Consider the following 18,643-nt stretch of genomic DNA (forward strand, 5'->3'; position numbering starts at 1 on the left):
AACTTGCAGGCGGATGACGCTCAGCCTTTGTGATGTTCGTCGCGGTTGCCGCCGCCCGAATGCTGTTCGGCGTGCTGCGGCTGCGCTTGAGGATGTGGCTGCTGAACCTGCTGCGGACGCGGTTGCTGCTGCGGCTGCGGCTGCGGCTGCGGCTGCGGCTGCGGATGGAACTCCGGCCGAGGTTGTTGCTGTGCCTGTTGCTGGCGCGGCTCAGGCCGTGGCTGCTGCGGCTGCGGCTGCGGATGGAACTCTGGCCGAGGTTGTTGCTGCGCCTGTTGCTGGCGCGGCTCGGGCCGTGGCTGCTGCGGCGGCTGCGGATGGAACTCCGGCCGAGGTTCTTGCTGTGCCTGTTGCTGACGCGGCTGCTGCATCGGCTGCTGCACGGGCTGCGGATGATATTCCTGACGCGGTTGTTGTTGCGCCTGAATTTCCGCCGGACGCGGCGCCTGCGGCTCAGGCTGACGTTGTACTTGAGCCTGCGGCTGCCCTTGCGGCCGCACCTCCTGCTGACGCGCCTGTTGCCGTTGTTGCTGGATCGCCGGGTTCTCCACAGGACGAGGCGCGCCGTGCTGCTGCGCAAACTCCGGCCGTCCCGCTTGCGGCTGCGGACCGCCATGCTGCTGGGCTTGCTGTGCCTGCTGCGCCATCGGTGTGTGCGGCTGAGTCCAGACTGGCTCGCGACGTTCGTTCACGCCCGGGGTCACACCCAGCTGCTGACCCGCCTGTTGCGACATACCGCGCTGCTGCTGCGCCATCGCCGCCGGATTGCCGAGGTTAGCTTGCGGCGGACGCGGCACGCCGTTCGAAGGATGTCCCATCTCTCCAGGCTGCGGCCGCTGGTTGGCCATCTGTGACGGCATGCCGGGCCGCGCTTGCGGTCCGCCACCATAGGGTGCTTCGCCCGGCCGCTGCCCGGCTTGTTGTGGCATGGCGCCCGGTCCACCCGTCGGCATGCCCGGCCGCGCCTGCGGTCCGCCGCCATGCGGCGCCTCACCCGGCCGCTGTCCGACCTGCTGTTGCGTACCGTTAGCTCCAACAACCGGCGCGCCCGGCGCCATGCCCGGCGCACGTCCGGCGATGTGCGACTGGACGACCCGCACGTTCTGCACCGGCAGCGCGCCCGGCCCGCCCGCCATATGCGCCGGCACCGAGGTACGCACCATAGGCTGACCCGCGCCCGGCACCCGTCCACCGCTTTGCGCGAAGCGCTGGGCAAGACTGTCGTGGTACGCCGCCGGCATTGCCGGACTACGCGTCGCCACCACCGGACGCGCCATCACGGCTGCCGGGGGCCGGTAATTCGCGTTGCGCAAGCCCGGACCGAAGCTCTCCCGGACCGGCGCGATGCCAGGACCGCCCGGGTTGATCTGCGCATTGCGCCATTGCCGCGGATCGACCTTTTGCGCGAAGCGCCCAACCGGCTGGCCGTGGACGAAAGCCGTCGCCGGCACTGCGGTCACGCCGCCCGGCGCGCGGTAGTTGATATACGTGTTATGAATGTTGGTCACATTCACGTTGCGGTTGTAATTGTTGACGATCGTCGTCCGGTTGACGCGGTTGTAGTAGCCCGGGCTCCAGTGATCGTGACCGCCCCAATGCGGATGCCACGGCTCGCCAGGGCCGAGCGGGAACCACGCGACGCCCGCCGCCACCGCCCCGCCGATCGCCAGATCCACACCCCAGTTCACGCCGCCGCCACCGCCGCCCACGAAAGCGACGAGGGCCGGCGCGTAGACCGGCGGTTCGCTGACCGCGACCGGCCCCGGCACCCATGCCCACGTATCGTCGACCTGAGCCCAGCGGCCGTAGTGATAGGGCGCGAAGCCCCACGGCGCGTCGTCGACCCAGGTCCAGCCCCACGGCGCCTGCCACACCCAATGGCCGTCGTGATACGGCGCCCACCCGGCGGGCGTACCGCGCGGCACCCACACTTCGCCGTATTGCGGCGTGCTTTGCCAAGTGCCATTGGCGTCGAGATCCTGGTAGCCGGGAATGTCGCGCGACACGTAGCGCGCCGACACCGAGCGGTCTTCCGCGGCGTCGCGGCCGGCGGCCCACTGATCGAAGCCGTCGAGGCCGGGCGCGCCATTGTCGGCGACCTGTTGCAGGTTGGTGCCGCCGAAGCGGATCTGCTGGCCGGCCGTGACCGGCACCTGGCCGCTGTCGCCATACACCGTCGCGCCGCCGCTGCGGACGGTGACGGTGGTGGTGCTGCCGTCCGGCGCGACGTCGACGCGATAGTCGCCGGGGCCGTCCAGGCTGAGCGCCAGATTCGGCGTATCGATTTCATAGGACGAGCCCGGCGCGAGCTCACGCACGCGCGCCGACAACGTGCCTTGCGCGACCTTGAGCTGGGCGCTGTTGTCGTCGAGATTCAGCAGATCGAGGCTGGTGGAGGGCCCGAGGCGCACCGCGGTCGAGCCGATGTGCAACTCCGAGCGCGCGTTCTGATCGTTCCACAACTGGTCGCCGGTGGTGAGCGGGCGGTTGATCTGCGCGTACGACCAGTCGGTGGCGCCGGCCGGTTCCGTGGTCACGGCGCCCGCCGTGTAGTTCAGACGTGCGACGCGGCCTGGCGGATCGGTGTTCTGCGTGGCGGCGGCGCTCTCGGGCGCCTCCTGCATTTCCTGCGCGAAGGCGGCGTGGCCCGCAAAGAGAAACGTAGCGGCTGCGATCAGCGTATAGCCGATCGCGCGGCGGTTCGAGCGGCGGTGTGAGGTGGTGACTGTTCTCATGATTGATCTCCGACGGACGCGGCGTCTTGCGGCATCCGTGGAGTCACTGTACCCGCGGCGTTTGTTTCAAGGCCCCCACTTTTGTAAGGCCGCCTCACCACCGTGTAACAAAAGGTCTCGATAAGGCGATTTGGAAGCTGATTGCCGATTTCCGTCATCGGGTCGGGGCAGTCAGGCGCACCTCACGCACCGAGAAATGCATCGAAATGGCGATGGCCGGCCGGCGTGATACGCAGAATTCGCGGCCGCTCGGTGCGCTCGACCCAGCCCTGCGACGTCCACGAATCGAGCAGCGCCGCGCCAAGGGCGCCGCCCAGATGCGGGCGCCGCTCGCTCCAGTCGGGGCAGGTGCAGGCAAAGCGGCGGCGCCGGCTTTTTTGCGCCGACATGTCGATGCCCCAATCGGCCAGGCGGGCGACGCCGTCGGCGGTGGCTTCCAGTGAGGTGCCGTCGAGCGTCAGCAGGCCGCATTCGACCAGCCGCTCGAACACGCGCACCGACAATTCGCCTGCCATATGGTCGTAGCAGGTGCGCGCGTAACGCATGTCGAGCGGCACCGTGCGCACGGGGCGCGGCACGGGACGCTGCGGCGCGCTGACTTGCGCGACGTTGGCGAGCGCTTCGATCGAGGCGGCAATGTCGGACGACGCGATCCGGAAATAGCGATGCCGGCCGCGCACTTCGAGCGCAAGCAGGCCGCCGTCGGTCAGGCGCGCGAGATGGGCGCTGGCCGCCGACGGCGAGAGCCCGGCGATCATCGTCAGTTCGCCGGCAGGGCGCGCGCTGCCGTCCATCAACGCCCACAGCATGGCGGCACGGCCGGGGTCGGCGAGCAGCGCGCCGATCCGGCTCAAGCCGGGGAAATGGTTCTGTTCGTCTGCGAGGGTGGCGGCCATTTGGCGTCTCCAGGGGACGGCGCGGGCAAGCGCGCCATGTAGTCCACTGTATCGGACTGCGCGATTCGATGTTTCAGCTTAGCGTGAAGCGTCGAATGCAGCAGCTACGAAAACCCGGCAGGCGCGGCGCGCAGCGCCGGCGAGCGCACGCCCCCGAGAACCGTGCTTTGGCGGCGGCGCGCGACACAGGGCCGCTCCCGGTCGTCCAAGCCGCGCTTTGATAGCGCGCAGGGCCGGCGCTATGACGCACGCCGCGCTCGGTGCCGCGCAGGGCCGCCAGGCTAGAATCGAAGCCTGTCCTAGCAGGAAACACGCTTTCATGAAAACTCTTCTGGCCGTCATTGCCGCGGCATGGCTGCTCGGTGCATGTGCGCAAGGCGGCGGCGGTTCGGACGCGGGCGCCGGCAGCATCACGATGTACGGCACGATCGACGAAGGCATCACGGTCCGCAAATAAGAGCAACCCCGCGCGAACGCTTCTAAAGACATCGGTCAGGTAACTGTCCGGGCTGGCAGGAATTGATGCATCATTGTCATCTCTGCCATCAGCGTTCATGTGACGATCGGGTCATCCCATTTTCGTCGCCCGGTACTTTCGATGCCACCGTCCGCCGCCGCCACCGTTCCCACCCATTCGACTGGCCTGCGCGAGTCCGATCCACACGACCGCCGTGCCGCGCGCGTGCTGGCGGTGTGCCAGGCGCTGTACACCTCATCGGTATCGATCGATCTGACGCTGACCGGTCTGGTCGGCTACACGCTCGCCGACGACAAGGCGCTGGCCACGCTGCCGTTCTCGCTGATCACCGTCGCGGCCGCGCTGACGACGATCTTCGCGTCGTTCCTGATGGCGCGCATCGGCCGACGCGCGGGCTTCGTGCTCGGCGCGGGCGTCGGCGCGCTTGGCGGCGCCGTTTCAGTGTGGGCAATCTTTCACCACAGTTTCTGGGCCTTCTGCGCCGGTACGGCGACGGTCGGCGTGTTCCAGGCGTTCGCGCAGTATTACCGCCTGGCCGCCGCCGACGCGGTCGGCATCGAAGACAAAAGCCGCGCGATTTCGACCGTGCTGGCGGGCGGAGTGGTGGCCGCCGTCTGCGGGCCGCTGCTTGCCGCGTGGAGCAAGGACTGGCTGGCGCCGGTCGCGTTCGCGGGTTCGTATGCGCTCGTGACGGGCTTCGGGCTGGTCTCGATTGGCTTGCTGGCTTTCCTGTATCGCGACGCGGCGCCCGTCGTGATCACGACGGCGGCTCACGAGGCGGCGCGGCCGCTCGGCGAGATCGTGCGGCAGCCGATTTTTGCGGCAGCGCTTGCCAACAACGCGCTTGGCTACGCCGTGATGATGTTCGTGATGACGGCGACGCCGATCGCCGCGGTCGCGTGCGGCCACACGATCGGCGACGGCGCGGCGATCATCCAGTGGCACCTGGTCGGCATGTTCGCGCCGTCGCTCTTTTCCGCGCGGCTGATCAAACGCTTCGGCGTGCTGCGGGTGATCGGCGCGGGCATTGCGCTGTCGGCGCTGTGCGGTGTGCTCGCCTTGCGTTCGACCGATCTGCCGTACTTCTACGCGGCGCTCGCCTGTCTCGGCGTGGGCTGGAATTTCATGTTCGTCGGCGGCTCGACGCTGCTCGCCCAATCGTACCGGCCGTCGGAGCGCGCCAAGACGCAGGCGACCAGCGAATTCACGACGTTCGCGTTTTCCGCGCTGGGTTCCCTGTTTGCAGGCCAATTGCTGGCGCGCTTCGGCTGGACGACGATCAATGTCGCGATTTTTCCGCTGCTCGCGGCGGCGGCGCTGGCCACGCTCGGCTATGCGTGGTCGCGTAAGCGGCAGATGGTGACGGAGGTCTCCTGATGGCGGCGCGTCACATCGTTTTCGCGGTCGCACCGGATCTGGTACTGCTCGACGCCTGCGGGCCGCTGGAGGCGTTCTGGCGCGCGGAGTTGACGGTTGCTGGAATGGCGGGAGCGGGTGTTGCCCGTGCGGTGGACAGTGACGAGGGAGTTGCCCGCGACGCGGGCCGATTGGGGATACCCATCAGTTCGGCTGGTGCGCCTAGTGCGACTAGTTCGGCAAGGTTGACCAGCGAGGCCAGTGCGGCCAACGAGGCCAGTTCGGCGAGTGCGATCAACTCGGTCAACTCGGCCAACTCAGGTCGCCACGCGTCACAGCCAGTGGCCTATCGCACGACGGTTGCGTCGATCGACGGCGGCGTTCTCCAGACTTTCCCCGGCCTGCCGATCGTCACCGAAAGGCTCGATTCACTCGATGACCAGCCGATCGACACGCTGATCGTGCCCGGCGTCCCGGTCGACGAACACTGCACCTTGCAGCCGGAACTCGTCGCATGGATCAAGCGCCATGCGCCGCGGGCGCGACGGGTGTGCTCGGTGTGCACCGGCGCGTTCTATCTGGCGGCGGCGGGCCTGCTCGACGACCGTCGCGCGACCACGCACTGGCGCGACGCCCCGCACCTCGCGCGCCGCTTTCCCAACATCCGCGTGGACGCCGATCCGATCTTCATCCGCGATGCCGGGCGACACGAAGGTGACGGCGTCGTCTGGACTTCGGCGGGCGTGACGGCGGGCATCGACCTGGCGCTGGCGCTAATTGAGGAGGATGTCGGCCATGCGGTCGCGATGCAGGCCGCGCGGCGGCTGGTGGTCTTCATGAAGCGGCCCGGCGGGCAGTCGCAGTACAGCGCGGCGCTCGCTGCGCAGGCCTCGGCGAACGGCCCGTTCGAGGCGCTGCATAGCTGGATGGCGGCGCACTTACGCGACGACCTGTCGGTCGAGCGGCTCGCCGAGCGAACCCGGATGAGCCCGCGCACGTTCGCGCGGCGCTACGTCGACGAGGTCGGCCGCACGCCGGCTAAAACGGTCTCGGCGCTGCGGCTCGAAGCGGCCTCGCGCGCGCTCGCCGAATCGCGCCGGCCGCTCAAGCGCATCGCCCTAGATTGCGGCTTTGGCAGCGAACAGAACTTGCGACGGGCGTTTTTGCGGCGTTTCGGCGTGCTGCCGCTCGATTATCGCGAACGCTTCATGTCGGCTGTCGCGCCGCGAAGCGGGGCCGCTTCCGAAGTCGCTTCCGAAATTGTCGAGTCGAGCTGAACGCGCGCGCGACCAAAGCGCCTCGGAGCGAGGCTGGCGCCGAGGTTCTTCAGACGAACCGACCGCGCGCACAACGAAAGCGCCTCGAGGTGAGACCGCTTTCGAGGTTGCCGAGGCAAACGCAGCGCAACCGCAAAGCGATAACATTCCGAAAGCCCAAGCCGCGCTCCCACCGAATTTCACCCGCGCCTCACATCCCGGCCACAACGAGTCAATATTGCGCTCGTATAATCGCCTCCTTTCATGCATCCGATTGACCGGAGTCAAGATGAGCACCCCTCCCGTAGCGCCGTTGGACCGTTCCGAAACCACTTTCCGCTTTCTGGCCGAGCCGAGCTCGGTCAACTTTGGCGGCAAGGTGCACGGCGGCGCGTTGATGAAGTGGATCGACGAGACCGCGTACGCGTGCTCGGCGGTGTGGTCTGGACGCTATTGCGTGACGGTCAGCGTGGGCAATATCCGCTTTCGCCGGCCGATTCTGGTCGGCAACCTGGTCGAGCTGCGCGCCCGGGTCGTGGCCACGGGCCGCACCAGCATGCACATTCATGTTTCGGTGCAGGCGGGCGATCCGAAGGGCGGCGAGCTGCTGCAAACCACGGATTGTCTGATCGTGATGGTCGCCGTCAACGAGAACGGCCAGCCAGTGCCCGTGCCGGCCTTCGTGCCGGAGACGGACGAACAGAAACGCCTCGCCAGATATGCGATCGACGTGAAGGAAGCGCTCGACGCGATCGTCGAACTGAAGCCGGAAGAAGTGGCGCAGGGGAAGGTTTGAGCGGCGCTCGCAAGTGCCGCTCAAACGCCGCGCGAAGTTGATGTCCGCGCGGCCCGTTGCCGTTTCGAATCACGCCGGTGTGGGCAGCGCGAGCGCCCTGGCTCACGACTGGCTCGGCCGCCCGCCGTGCGTGATCCCGCAGTTGCTTAACCCGCCGGATTGCCGACCATATCCTTCGGCCGCACCCATTCGTCGAACTGCTGCTCGGTGACAAAGCCGAGATCAAGCGCCGCCGCCTTCAGCGTGGTGCCTTCCTTGTGCGCTTTCTTGGCGATCTTCGCGGCCTTGTCGTAACCAATGTGCGGATTGAGCGCCGTCACCAGCATCAGCGATTCATTGAGCAAGGTATCGATGCGCTCGTGATTCGGCTCGATGCCGACCGCGCAGTTGTCGTTGAAACTGTGTGCGCCGTCGGCGAGCAGGCGCACCGACTGCAGCACGTTGTGCGCGATCATCGGCCGGAACACGTTCAGCTCGAAATTGCCGCTCGCGCCGCCGATATTCACCGCGACGTCGTTGCCGAACACCTGCGAGCACAGCATCGTCAATGCTTCGGACTGGGTCGGATTGACCTTGCCCGGCATGATCGAGCTGCCCGGCTCGTTCTCGGGAATCGACAGTTCGCCCAGGCCGCAACGCGGGCCGCTTGCGAGCCAGCGGACGTCGTTGGCGATCTTGTTCAGGCTCGCCGCCACCGTCTTCAACGCGCCGTGCGCGAACACCAGCGCGTCGGCCGCGGCCATCACTTCGAATTTGTTCGGCGCCGAGACGAACGGCAATCCGGTCAGCTTGCCGATGGCGGCCGCGACCTTGTCCGCGAACTGCGGGTGCGCGTTCAAACCGGTGCCGACCGCGGTGCCGCCTTGCGCCAGTTCATACAGATGCGGCAGCGCCGACTCCACATGACGAATGCCGTGCTCGAGTTGCGCGACGTAGCCGGAAAACTCCTGGCCGAGCGTCAGCGGCGTGGCGTCCTGCAAGTGCGTGCGGCCGATCTTGACGATGTCGGCGAAAGCCTTCGCCTTGCCGTCGAGCGTATCGCGCAGCGTCTTCAGCGCCGGCAGCAGATGCTTGACGATCGCATACGCCGCGGCCACGTGCATGGCGGTCGGAAACACGTCATTCGACGACTGGCCGCGATTCACGTCGTCGTTCGGATGCACTTTGCGTTCTTCGCCGCGCTCGCCGCCGAGCAGCTCGCTCGCGCGATTCGCGATCACCTCGTTGAGGTTCATGTTGGTCTGCGTGCCGGAGCCGGTCTGCCAGACGGCGAGCGGAAATTCATCCGGATGCTTGCCGTCGATGATCTCGTCGGCGGCCTGCATGATCGCCTTCGCCTTGCTTTCGTCGAGCACGCCGAGGCCGAGGTTGACTTCGGCGGCGGCGCGCTTGATGACGGCCAGCGCGGTAATCAGTTCGGGCGATTGCTTCTCGGTCGAAATGCGGAAATTCTGCAGCGAGCGCTGAGTCTGCGCGCCCCATAGACGAGCGTTCGGCACGGCGATCTCGCCGAACGTGTCACGCTCCATTCGTACATCGTCAGTCATGTTCCACTCCGCTTTTCAAAGTTCTGCGTTGACGGGCAATAGGGAGAATAGACCTGTTAGCGCATTCCGGTACAAACCGGCCTGCGGATCGAATATGTAAGTGCGGGGCATGCCGTTTTCGACGTCGGTCCACACGAGCGGCGAGAGCGGCGCGCCGATCGAACGCAGATAGGCGAGTTGGGCCTCGTCCGCGAGCGTGACGCGATAGCTTTCCTCGGGGCCCGTGGCGCGCTCGAAGATTCCCGCGACCTGTTCGGCGAGCGGCGGGCTGTGGATCACCAGCGCCAGTTCAGTGTTCAGATTGGCCGAACGCGGGTCGAGGTTCATCGAGCCGATCACCAGAATCTTGCGGTCGATCACATACGTTTTCGCATGCAGGCTGGCGCGCGAACGCGAGCCGGCAACGCCCGCGTTCGGCGTGTTCTGCCGTGGCTTGAATTCGTATAACTCGACGCCCTGTTTCAGCAGCGGTACACGAAACGGACTGTAGCCTGCCTGCACGGCAACCGCGTCGGTAGCGGCAAGCGAATTGGTCAGCACGGCGATGCGCACGCCACGATGCGTCAATTCGCCGGCCGTCTTGACGCCCGAATCGTGCGGCACGAAGTAGGGTGAAATGATCAGGAAGTCCTTCTGCGCGTCATGCATCAATTCGCCGAGTCGCTGCATCGGCGGACTCACGTAGTCCGGCGACGGATGCACGATCTTCTCCGGCAAGTCCGCTTTGAATTCGGCCGGCGCCCAGGTCAAGCCGAGCTGATCGTTGGCGATCTGCGAGGCGAGCGGCGTGGCGTTCAGCGGCTTTGCGTTGTACGGATCGGCGTTGGTGCGCCAGTGCTGACGGAGGTCGTCGCGCGTCTGGTCCAATTCCCTCGCGTCGAACTTCTGCTTGTTCAGCACGCGCAACGGATAGGCGATGCTGCTGTTCCAGTAGTCGTCGAAACTCGCGGAGACGTCGGCGGTGATCGGGCCGGCGGCCAGCACGTCGAGATCGCGGAACTGCAGCGTTTCGCTCGCGCTGAAATATTCGTCGCCGAGATTGCGGCCGCCCACGATCGCTATCTGGTTGTCCGCGATCATCGCCTTGTTATGCATGCGGCGCGTGAAATGGCCGATCTGCGTGAACACGTTCGTCGTGCGTTCGAAAAAGCCTCCCTGCGCGCTGCCGAACGGATTGAAGACGCGAATCTCGATGTTGTCGTGCGAGTTCAAGCCCGCCATGATGCGGTCGATGTCCTTGAAATTCAGGTCGTCGACCAGCATGCGCACCCGCACGCCGTGGTCGGCCGCATAGAGCGCGGCGCCGAGCAGCAGCTTGCCAGTGGTGTCCTCGTTGGCGATGTAGTACTGCATGTCGAGCGTTCTGGTCGCGGCGCGTGCAAGTGCAATGCGCATCTGCAAGGCATCGGTGCCGCTCGCAAGGATCCGGAAACCGGATTGACCTGGATGTGCTGCTTCGAGCGGCGTGAGCGCCGTATGCAGCGGCGTCGTTTCCGTGACGGGGAGTGCGTGGGTGACGTGGCGGTCGAACGCGGTGGCGGGCGGCTTGGTGGCGCAGGCAGTCAAAAATGCCGTTGCGCAGCACAGCAGGAAGAAATGTCTCGTTGTTCCCCAAGCGGACTTGCTCGCGCTGAACGCGCACTTGCGTTGCAGTGCGGCCCAGCTTTTTTGATCTTGATGCGACGGCACGCTTTTCCCCCAGTTTGCTGGCTTCTCATGGCGGCAGCGGATGAGCGACTCACGCTGTCGAGAAATGCATTCTAAGGGGAATCAGGCCGATGGGCTTTTGTTCTTGCGCGCGTCCAGATCGTGAAGCAATCGGGACGCGCGCCGCCTCTTACCCGCGTTCGGCGTTCAACACCTGGTTGCCATCCACATACGTCGAGCCTTTCGCGGGACGTCCTGCCCAGTACCCCGCCAGCAGCGAACCCGACAGGTTGTGCCACACCGAGAACAGCGCGCCGGGCAAGGCCGCGATCGGCGTGAAATAGAGCTTGCCGAGCGTCGCGGCGAGCCCCGAGTTTTGCATGCCGACTTCGATCGCAAGTGTGCGGCACACGGCTTCGTCGAAACCGAGCAGACGGCCGCCCCAATATCCGCCGAGCAGGCCGATGCCGTTATGCAGCACCACGCCCAGCATCACCACGAGGCCGACCGAAGCGATGCTCTTCTGCGTGCCGCCCACCACCGCGCCGATGATCAGCACGATCGCGACCATCGAGATCAGCGGCAAGATCGGTTCGATCTTGCGCACGACCTTGCCGAACAGATGATTGACGATCAGGCCCACCACGATCGGCAACGCGACGATCTGCAGGATGCTCATCAACATGCCGTGCACGTCGACGGCGATCGACGCGTCCACGTAAAGACGCGTGAGCAAGGGCGTCGCGAAGACGCCGACCAGCGTGGACAACGCGCTGATCGTCACCGACAACGCGACGTCGCCGCGCGCCAGATAGATCATCACGTTCGACGCCGTGCCGCTTGCCACGCTGCCCACCAGCACCATGCCGGCGGTGAGGTCCGGCGGCATGCGCAACGCCTTGGCGATTACCCAGGCGGCGAGCGGCATGACGAGATAGTGCAGCACGATGCCGGCGATCACCGGCGCGGGCCGCGTGAAGACACGCTGGAAATCCGCCAGGGAGAGCGTGACGCCCATCGCCAGCATGATGATCGTCAGCAGCGTGGTGACGTGCGGCGCGATGCCGGAAAACGAGGCGGGCGAGAAGTACGCGGCAATCGAAACGAGCACGGCCCAGAGCGGGAAAAGACGGGTGACGCGGGCAAGCATGACGGGTGGTCCTTGGTTATGTTTTATCGCGAGAAGCAGGGTCGGTCGAGCGGCGCGCCACCGGCGGTGGCGCGCTTGCGGGAGTCTGCCGCGTGAGCGCAGCAAGCCTTGATGGCGGGTGATGGGCCTTCGGGCGGCGCTGGCCTTTTTGAGGCGCGCGGGCGGGTTTTCGGCGTAGGGGCGCGGGTGCGCGTCCATAAGCCGGAACACGGCATTTTACCGTTCGCGGCGAATTCCTCGTGCGTCTATGGTTGCGCGTGCAACCAGGCGTGTATCGTCCTGCCGGGGTCGGGCGGCCGTGTGCCGAGCGTGGCCGCACCGCGCTGCAGGTTCGGCTTCACGCGGATTTGGCTGACGACGAGCCGCGCGTTGCCGGATCGCGCCGCTGGCGCAGCTTCGCGCGTGACTGCTGCGCGACCCACCGGGCGCGGCCAGCACGCGCCTTTAACCCGGCGTCAAACGGGTGTGACCGGCGACCCACCAGACGCGGCCGGCACGCGCCGCAGGCTCAGTTTGTGGAAGCGCAGCGTCATCAGCAGCGCGACGCTGGCGAGGCCGGCCGCCAGTCCCCACCACAACCCGCGCGCGCCGAGGCCGAAGTGAAACGCCAGCGTGTAGCCGGTCGGAAAACCGATCACCCAGTAGCCGAACGCGGCGGCGATCATCGGTACACGTGTGTCTTTCAGGCCACGCAGACAGCCGGAGCCGACCGTCTGCATGCCGTCCACGATCTGGAAAATTGCCGCCACGCCAAGCAGCGAACTTGCGAGCGTGACCGTGGCCGCGTTGGCCGGGTCGTCAAGATGCAGATAGAGGCCGACGATCCAGTGCGGCGCGGCGATCAGCACGAGGCCCGACAGCGTCATGAAAGCGACGCCGAGCACAAGCGCGACAAAGCCGGCGTGGCGCGCGGCGAGCGGCTGGCCGGCGCCGGACCAGAAGCCGACGCGCACGTTGGCCGCCTGGCCGATCGCGAGCGGCACCATGAAGGCCACCGAGGCGACGTTCAGCGCGATCTGATGCGCGGCCAGTTGCGACTCGCCGAGCAGGCCGACCATCAGGCCGGTGGCGAGAAAAAGCGTCGACTCGACGCCGTAGGTGATTGCGACCGGCCAGCCGATGCCGAACAGTTCGCCCATCAGCGGCACATTCGGCCGGGTCGCGACGACGAAATGGCGATAACGCGGCCGCAGATGCAACAGCGCCATCAACACGAGCGCGCTCAGCCAGACGGTGATCGAGGTCGCGGCCGCCGAGCCGAGAAAGCCGAGCCGCGGCAGTCCATACGCGCCGTGGATCAGGCCGTAGTTGAGAAAACCGTTCACGCCGACGCTCACCAGCGACACCCACAAGAGCCGCTTGGCCGCGCCGATTGCCGGCAGGAACGAGCGCATCAGGCCGACCCCGATCAGGCTGCCGAGCGCGCCCCAGCGCAGCACCGCAGCATATTCGCCGACGTTGTGCGCGAGCAGCGCGGGTTCGCCGAAAGCGAGCAGGATCGGCGTGGCGAAGGAGAGCAGGAAGAACGCCGGCACCGACAGCAGCACGGACAGCACGAAGCCGGTCCAGTAGATGTGCGGCACGCGGCCTTCGTCCTGAGCGCCGCGCGCGTGCGAGACGCTCACGCTGACCGAGGTCAGAACGCCTTGCAGCAGCGTGACCACCACGAAAAACAGGTTCGCGCCGAGGCCGCCGGCGGCGAGCGCGTCGGGGCCGAGCGAGCCGAGCAGGATCGTGTCGGTGACGCCCATCGCCATTTGCGAGAGTTGCGCGATGGCGAGCGGCGCCGCGAGCAGCGCGGTGTCGGCCGCGTGGCGGGTCAGGGTCGGCGGCCGGGCGGCCAGCCGGGTGATGCCGGATTGAGTCATGGAGCGCCTGGCGGCGGAAGTGGCGACAGCGCGGCGGCGGGCGCGACGAGCGCGCAGGCACGGGCGAGGGCAGCGGCCTGGTGAGCCTGGGCGAATGCTCGAGGCAGCCGCCAGCCGGTTGTGTCAGCCGATTTCTTGTTTGTCGAAACCGACAGCTTATTGCCTGGACGCGGCGATGTCGACGGAAGAAGCACGATTTTGGTGCGCACCTTCCTCTGGGTTTCCGGACCGCGCGCGACAGGGCGCGGCGTCAGGCCTCATGAACCGCGATCCGCGTGTCGCCGAGCAGCACGACCTGACCCGCGCGGATTTTGCAGGTTTTACGCGTTTCGACCCGGCCGTCGACAGTGACCGCACCGTCGGCCACCATCATTTTCGCCGAGCCGCCGCTGTCCGCCAGGCCGGTTATCTTCAGGAGATTGTGCAGTTCGACGTAGTCGCCGGTAAGCGTGAAATCGAGGTTGGGCATGGCGTTTGCGCCTTCAGGCAAAGGGTTCGCATCATAAGCCAGAAGCTTGCCCTGGATGAAGTTCGCGGTGTGCGCCGCCGTCGTGTGAGCATCTGCAAGCAGATGTTATACGTTTGTCAGAAAGTGAAACGTTCCGTAACGACGGTCGTAAAACACGAAGTTCACTCGTAAAGTGCAAGTCAGTAGGGAAAGCCTGCTGGATTTTTATCTGGCAGCGAGCAGACCGGGCGAGGCACGCAGGGCACGCTCACGCAGCGGCTCAAATTCGCAACGCCGGACAGGTCGCCCGCGTTCACAACAACTTAGAGAGGATTAGCCATGACCCAGATTCGTACGCTTCTGATCGGTACCGCCCTTACGGCTTTCGCTTCGACGGCCGCGCTCGCGCAGACCGCGCAGCCTGCAGCGGGTACGGACGGCCAGCCGCAGGTCCAGATGCAAGGCGCCGACGTTGCGCCCGCCGCGCAGGGCGCGCAGCCCGTGACACCCGCCCCGACGCGTCTGACTGCATCGGGCTCGACCGACCCGCTGGTGCAGAAGCGCGACGCCAATGCGAAGGCTAACGCCGAATATCGCGCGTCGAAGAAGGCATCGAAGGCCGAACTGAAGGATCAGCAGAAGGCCGCCAAGTCGCAGTACAAGGAACAGGTGCGCGACGCCAAGATCAACCAGAAGGCGGATAAGCAGGCCGCCAACAACGAAATGAAGATGAACATGCAAGGCCAGGCGGGCGACCAGTCGGACGGCGCCGACGTCAAGCACTAAGGCTGGGTTTTGACGAAGTGGCGCGGCGGCGTGGCTTGCCGCCGTGGCCGCCTCAACGGGCTTCCAGGCCCGCTCATCTCGTTTCACGGAGGTATCGCATGAGCATCACCCAGTCTACGAAGAGCAGGATCGTCGCCGCATTGATCGCGGGATGTCTGTCGTCGATTGCCTTCGCGCAGGCCAGCGATCCCGCCGCCGCGCCGGTCACCCATGCCGACAAGAAGGCGGCCAAGGAACAGTCGAAGGCGGACAAGAAAGCGTCCGTCGCGCAAGCCAAGGCCGACAAGAAGAAAACCGATGCGCAGGCCGACGCCGACAAGGCCAACGCCGATGCGAATGTGAAGGACGCGAAGAAACAATAGCAGGCGTCCTTCCCGTGTGGCGCGCGCGTCGCCGCGCGTCCGACAGTCCGGGCGTGCTGGCGCTGCTGGATGCGCGAACCGTTCACGGTGACGCTTTAGACGAATGGCCGGTGCGTTTCCATGCCACGGCCATTTTTACGCGCGATTGACTCGGTGGGCATGCGCCGGAGTGAGGTAAAGGCCGCCAGTTGCGTGGCCGAAAAAAGGGTCGCTTGTCTGTGCGGGTTGTATGGATATACAGTATGCGTCGCCGCTCTGAATCCATCCAACGCCCAAAAATCGATCGTGCTCTCCGTCGCCGAATCTCCGCCGTCCTCGTCCTCGCCTTCGTCCTTGTCGTCATCCGACAGCGCCGGCTGGCTGGCGAAACTCAATGACGCGCAGCGCGAAGCCGTCGATTACGGCGCCCACACGCCCGCCGCGCCGCCCGGCGCTTTGCTGGTGATCGCGGGCGCCGGTTCCGGCAAGACCAACACGCTCGCACACCGCGTCGCCAATCTGGTGGTGAACGGCGCCGATCCGCGCCGCATCCTGCTGCTGACCTTTTCGCGCCGCGCGGCGCTCGAAATGACCCGCCGCGTCACGCGCATCGCTGGCGCGGCGCTTGGCTCGCGAGCCGCGCTCGCGCAAGGGCTGACGTGGTCGGGCACTTTCCATAGCGTCGGCGCGCGGCTGTTGCGCGAGTACGCCGATCTGATCGGCCTCGCGCCGGCCTTCACGATCAACGACCGGGAGGATTCCGCCGACCTGATGAATCTGGTGCGCCACGAACTCGGCTTGTCGGCGAAAGAGCGGCGCTTCCCGGCCAAGAGCACGTGTTTCGCCATTTACTCGCGCGTCGTGAACACCGGCGCGTCGCTTGGCCAGGTGCTCGACAAGGCGTTCCCCTGGTGCCGTGAATGGGAGGCCGATCTGCGCATGCTGTTCGCGTCTTACGTCGAAGCCAAACAGAAACAGAGCGTGCTCGACTACGACGACCTGTTGCTTTACTGGTCGCACATGGCCGCTGAACCGGCCATCGCCGCCGACCTGTCGGCGCGCTTCGACCATGTGCTGGTCGACGAGTACCAGGATACCAACCGTCTGCAGGCGTCGATCCTGCTCGCATTGAAGCCGGACGGCCGCGGCCTGACCGTGGTCGGCGACGACGCCCAGTCCATCTATTCGTTTCGCGGCGCGACCGTGCGCAACATTCTCGATTTTCCCGCGCACTTCGATCCACCGGCCAAACAGGTCACGCTCGAGCGCAACTACCGGTCGACCGAGCCGATTCTGGCGGCGTCGAACGCAGTGATCGAACTGGCCAGCGAGCGCTACACGAAGAATCTGTGGACCGACAAGGCGTCGGCGCAGCGCCCGCGCCTCGTCACCGTTGCCGACGAGGCCGACCAGGCGCGCTATATCGTCGAACAGGTGCTCGAGGCGCGCGAGCAGGGCATGAAGCTCAAGTCGCAGGCGGTGCTGTTTCGTGCCGCGCATCACAGCGCCGCGCTGGAGATCGAACTGACCCGGCGCAACATTCCGTTCGTGAAGTTCGGCGGGTTGAAGTTTCTCGACTCGGTGCACGTGAAAGACGTGCTCGCGGTGCTGCGCTGGGCGGAAAATCCGCGCGACCGCGTGGCCGGCTTTCGCGTCGTGCAGTTGCTGCCGGGCGTGGGGCCGGCCACCGCCGCGAAGGTGCTCGACGAGATCGTCGCGCGCGCGGGCAGCGGCAATCCCGCCGACACCGCCGGCAGCGCGTTGGCCGCCTTCGCCGCGCCGGCGCGCGCGCAGGAAGACTGGCATCCGTTCGTCAAGCTCATGTCGAGCGTGTACGGGCGTGAGACACCGTGGCCCGCCGAGTTCGAAATGGTGCGGCGCTGGTACGAGCCGCATCTCGAGCGCAATCACGAAGACGCGGCGATCCGTCACGCGGACGTGTTGCAGATGGAGAGCATCGCGGGCACATATCCATCGCGTGAACGCTTTCTGACCGAACTGACGCTCGATCCGCCCGACGCCACCAGCGACGAATCGGGCGTGCCGCTGATCGACGTGGACTACCTGATCCTCTCCACGATCCATTCGGCGAAGGGGCAGGAGTGGCGCAATGTGTTCGTGCTGAATGGCGTGGACGGCTGCATTCCGTCCGATCTCGGCACAGGCAGCGAAGAGGAAATCGACGAGGAGCGGCGCCTCCTCTATGTGGCGATGACGCGCGCGAAGGAGGATCTGCATATCGTCGTGCCGCAGCGCTTTTACGTGCACAACCAGACGCATATGGGCGATCGACACGTATGGGCGTCGCGCACGCGCTTCATTCCCGCGCATCTGATGCCGTTGTTCGACGCCTATGCATGGCCGCGCGTGCCGGTTCCTGGCGCGCCCACGGCGGCGGGGCTGGCCGCGGCGGCGCAGGCGAAGATCGAGATCGGGGCGAAACTCAGGAAGATGTGGGATTGAGAGCGCGGGCGGGCGGCGCGCTTGTGCGCGTGGCGCGCCCGCCTACGTCGGCGCGACTAGCGCGACTAGCGTGGCTGCTGTTGCTGTGGCGCCGGACGCGGCGGCACGAAGAAATTGCGCAGCCAGGCCGCCATGCGCGAAAACACGTCGTATGGCTCTTCCACGAAAATTTCCGGCTTGAGCAGGCGCAGGAACTCCATGATCTGCTGAGCTTCCTGCTTCTGGAACGAGCCGTGCGAAATGCCCAGCCGCAGCAGCCCGCGCAGTTCGCCGAGCTTTTCGCGCGCGGTGCTGCCCACGCTCGTTTCGCACGCCACCTTGGCCTCGTAGACGCGCTGGCGCAGCGATTCCACCAGCCGCCACGCCGGCGTCTGCATGACTTCCTCGAGCGCCTGAATGTCCTGCGCCGCGCTCTTGATCTGCGCCGCGAGCGGGTCGATCAACACGGCGTCGCCTTCCGCTTCCTTGACGATCGCCGCCGCCCAGTCGCGGCATTGCTTGGCGAGTTCTTCCGGCGTCCATTCCGAGCGGGCCGCAAAGCCGAAGCCGAACTCGCCTGCCTGCCGCATCAGAATCGCCACGACATCCGGAAACTCTTTGTCGAGCGTGCGTTTGGCCCATGCGTACTGGCCGCCCTGCAACATCCGCTGAACCGCGTGCTCGGTCAGCGGCACCATATTGTCGAGCAGCTTGGCGCGCAAAAAATCCTCAAACGACGGCGTCGCGAACTGCGGATCGAGCTTTAGCGATACCCGCAGAAAAGCGTCGAAATCCTTGCGCAACGTCGCCATGGTCTCGTCTTTGAGCGTGAGGGTGATTTGACCCATGTGTTATCCCGTTTGGTCCTGCCGCGCGGCCTCGCCACGCCGCCCGGCC

The 18,643-nt window shown here is 66.2% G+C and carries 15 protein-coding genes; 7 read left to right on the forward strand and 8 right to left on the reverse strand.

Going from position 1 to position 18,643, the window contains the following annotated elements; translation table 11 throughout:
- Positions 1-20 precede the first annotated feature (20 nt).
- Together RI103_RS04965 and RI103_RS04970 are read right to left on the reverse strand one after the other, a co-directional pair.
- Positions 21-2,735, reverse strand: coding sequence for a DUF6600 domain-containing protein (locus RI103_RS04965; protein ID WP_310814286.1), 2,715 nt, complete (start codon positions 2,733-2,735; stop codon positions 21-23).
- Positions 2,736-2,917: 182 nt separating this feature from the next.
- Positions 2,918-3,631, reverse strand: a complete 714-nt coding sequence (locus RI103_RS04970) for a helix-turn-helix transcriptional regulator (protein ID WP_310814287.1) — start codon at positions 3,629-3,631, stop codon at positions 2,918-2,920.
- Positions 3,632-3,950: 319 nt separating this feature from the next.
- Here RI103_RS04970 and RI103_RS04975 point away from each other — a divergent pair, with 319 nt between their 5' ends.
- The 4 genes from RI103_RS04975 (at position 3,951) to RI103_RS04990 (ending at position 7,517) form a co-directional block, all read left to right on the forward strand.
- On the forward strand, positions 3,951-4,088 hold the full coding sequence (locus RI103_RS04975; protein ID WP_310814288.1) for a hypothetical protein: 138 nt from the start codon (positions 3,951-3,953) through the stop codon (positions 4,086-4,088).
- Between the two features lie 141 nt (positions 4,089-4,229).
- Complete coding sequence (locus RI103_RS04980) at positions 4,230-5,486, forward strand: MFS transporter (RefSeq protein WP_310814289.1); 1,257 nt, start codon at positions 4,230-4,232, stop codon at positions 5,484-5,486.
- Positions 5,486-6,742, forward strand: coding sequence for a helix-turn-helix domain-containing protein (locus RI103_RS04985; protein ID WP_310814290.1), 1,257 nt, complete (start codon positions 5,486-5,488; stop codon positions 6,740-6,742). Before RI103_RS04980 ends, RI103_RS04985 begins: the two co-directional genes overlap by 1 nt.
- Positions 6,743-7,010: 268 nt before the next feature.
- On the forward strand, positions 7,011-7,517 hold the full coding sequence (locus RI103_RS04990; RefSeq protein ID WP_310814291.1) for an acyl-CoA thioesterase: 507 nt from the start codon (positions 7,011-7,013) through the stop codon (positions 7,515-7,517).
- A 146-nt stretch (positions 7,518-7,663) separates the two neighbouring features.
- On the opposite strand, the gene fumC is transcribed toward RI103_RS04990, so the two are convergent.
- From fumC to RI103_RS05015, 5 genes are all read right to left on the reverse strand, one after another.
- Positions 7,664-9,064, reverse strand: coding sequence for a class II fumarate hydratase (fumC, locus tag RI103_RS04995; RefSeq protein ID WP_310814292.1), 1,401 nt, complete (start codon positions 9,062-9,064; stop codon positions 7,664-7,666).
- Between the two features lie 15 nt (positions 9,065-9,079).
- Positions 9,080-10,717: a phospholipase D family protein gene (locus tag RI103_RS05000; RefSeq protein ID WP_409076973.1), complete on the reverse strand. Its 1,638-nt coding sequence runs from the start codon at positions 10,715-10,717 to the stop codon at positions 9,080-9,082.
- A gap of 184 nt (positions 10,718-10,901) precedes the next feature.
- Entirely contained in the window at positions 10,902-11,861 is a 960-nt protein-coding gene (locus RI103_RS05005; RefSeq protein ID WP_310814294.1) for a bile acid:sodium symporter family protein, read from the reverse strand.
- A gap of 455 nt (positions 11,862-12,316) precedes the next feature.
- The gene (locus tag RI103_RS05010; RefSeq protein WP_310814295.1) at positions 12,317-13,729 is read right to left on the reverse strand and encodes an MATE family efflux transporter; all 1,413 of its coding nucleotides are present in this window, start codon (positions 13,727-13,729) and stop codon (positions 12,317-12,319) included.
- Between the two features lie 250 nt (positions 13,730-13,979).
- The gene (locus RI103_RS05015) at positions 13,980-14,198 is read right to left on the reverse strand and encodes an RNA-binding S4 domain-containing protein (RefSeq protein WP_011489423.1); all 219 of its coding nucleotides are present in this window, start codon (positions 14,196-14,198) and stop codon (positions 13,980-13,982) included.
- Between the two features lie 318 nt (positions 14,199-14,516).
- Between RI103_RS05015 and RI103_RS05020 the strand changes: the two genes are divergently transcribed.
- From RI103_RS05020 to RI103_RS05030, 3 genes are all read left to right on the forward strand, one after another.
- Positions 14,517-14,963, forward strand: a complete 447-nt coding sequence (locus RI103_RS05020; RefSeq protein ID WP_310814296.1) for a hypothetical protein — start codon at positions 14,517-14,519, stop codon at positions 14,961-14,963.
- 98 nt (positions 14,964-15,061) lie between these two features.
- Entirely contained in the window at positions 15,062-15,325 is a 264-nt protein-coding gene (locus RI103_RS05025; protein WP_310814297.1) for a hypothetical protein, read from the forward strand.
- A 285-nt stretch (positions 15,326-15,610) separates the two neighbouring features.
- Positions 15,611-17,767 (forward strand): ATP-dependent helicase, encoded by a 2,157-nt coding sequence (locus tag RI103_RS05030; RefSeq protein WP_409076963.1) that lies wholly within the window; start codon positions 15,611-15,613, stop codon positions 17,765-17,767.
- A gap of 65 nt (positions 17,768-17,832) precedes the next feature.
- On the opposite strand, the gene RI103_RS05035 is transcribed toward RI103_RS05030, so the two are convergent.
- Positions 17,833-18,594 (reverse strand): DUF4088 family protein, encoded by a 762-nt coding sequence (locus RI103_RS05035; RefSeq protein ID WP_310814300.1) that lies wholly within the window; start codon positions 18,592-18,594, stop codon positions 17,833-17,835.
- Between the last annotated feature and the right edge of the window lie 49 nt (positions 18,595-18,643).

It is taken from the genome of Paraburkholderia sp. FT54 (assembly GCF_031585635.1).
Classification (GTDB): Bacteria; Pseudomonadota; Gammaproteobacteria; order Burkholderiales; family Burkholderiaceae; genus Paraburkholderia.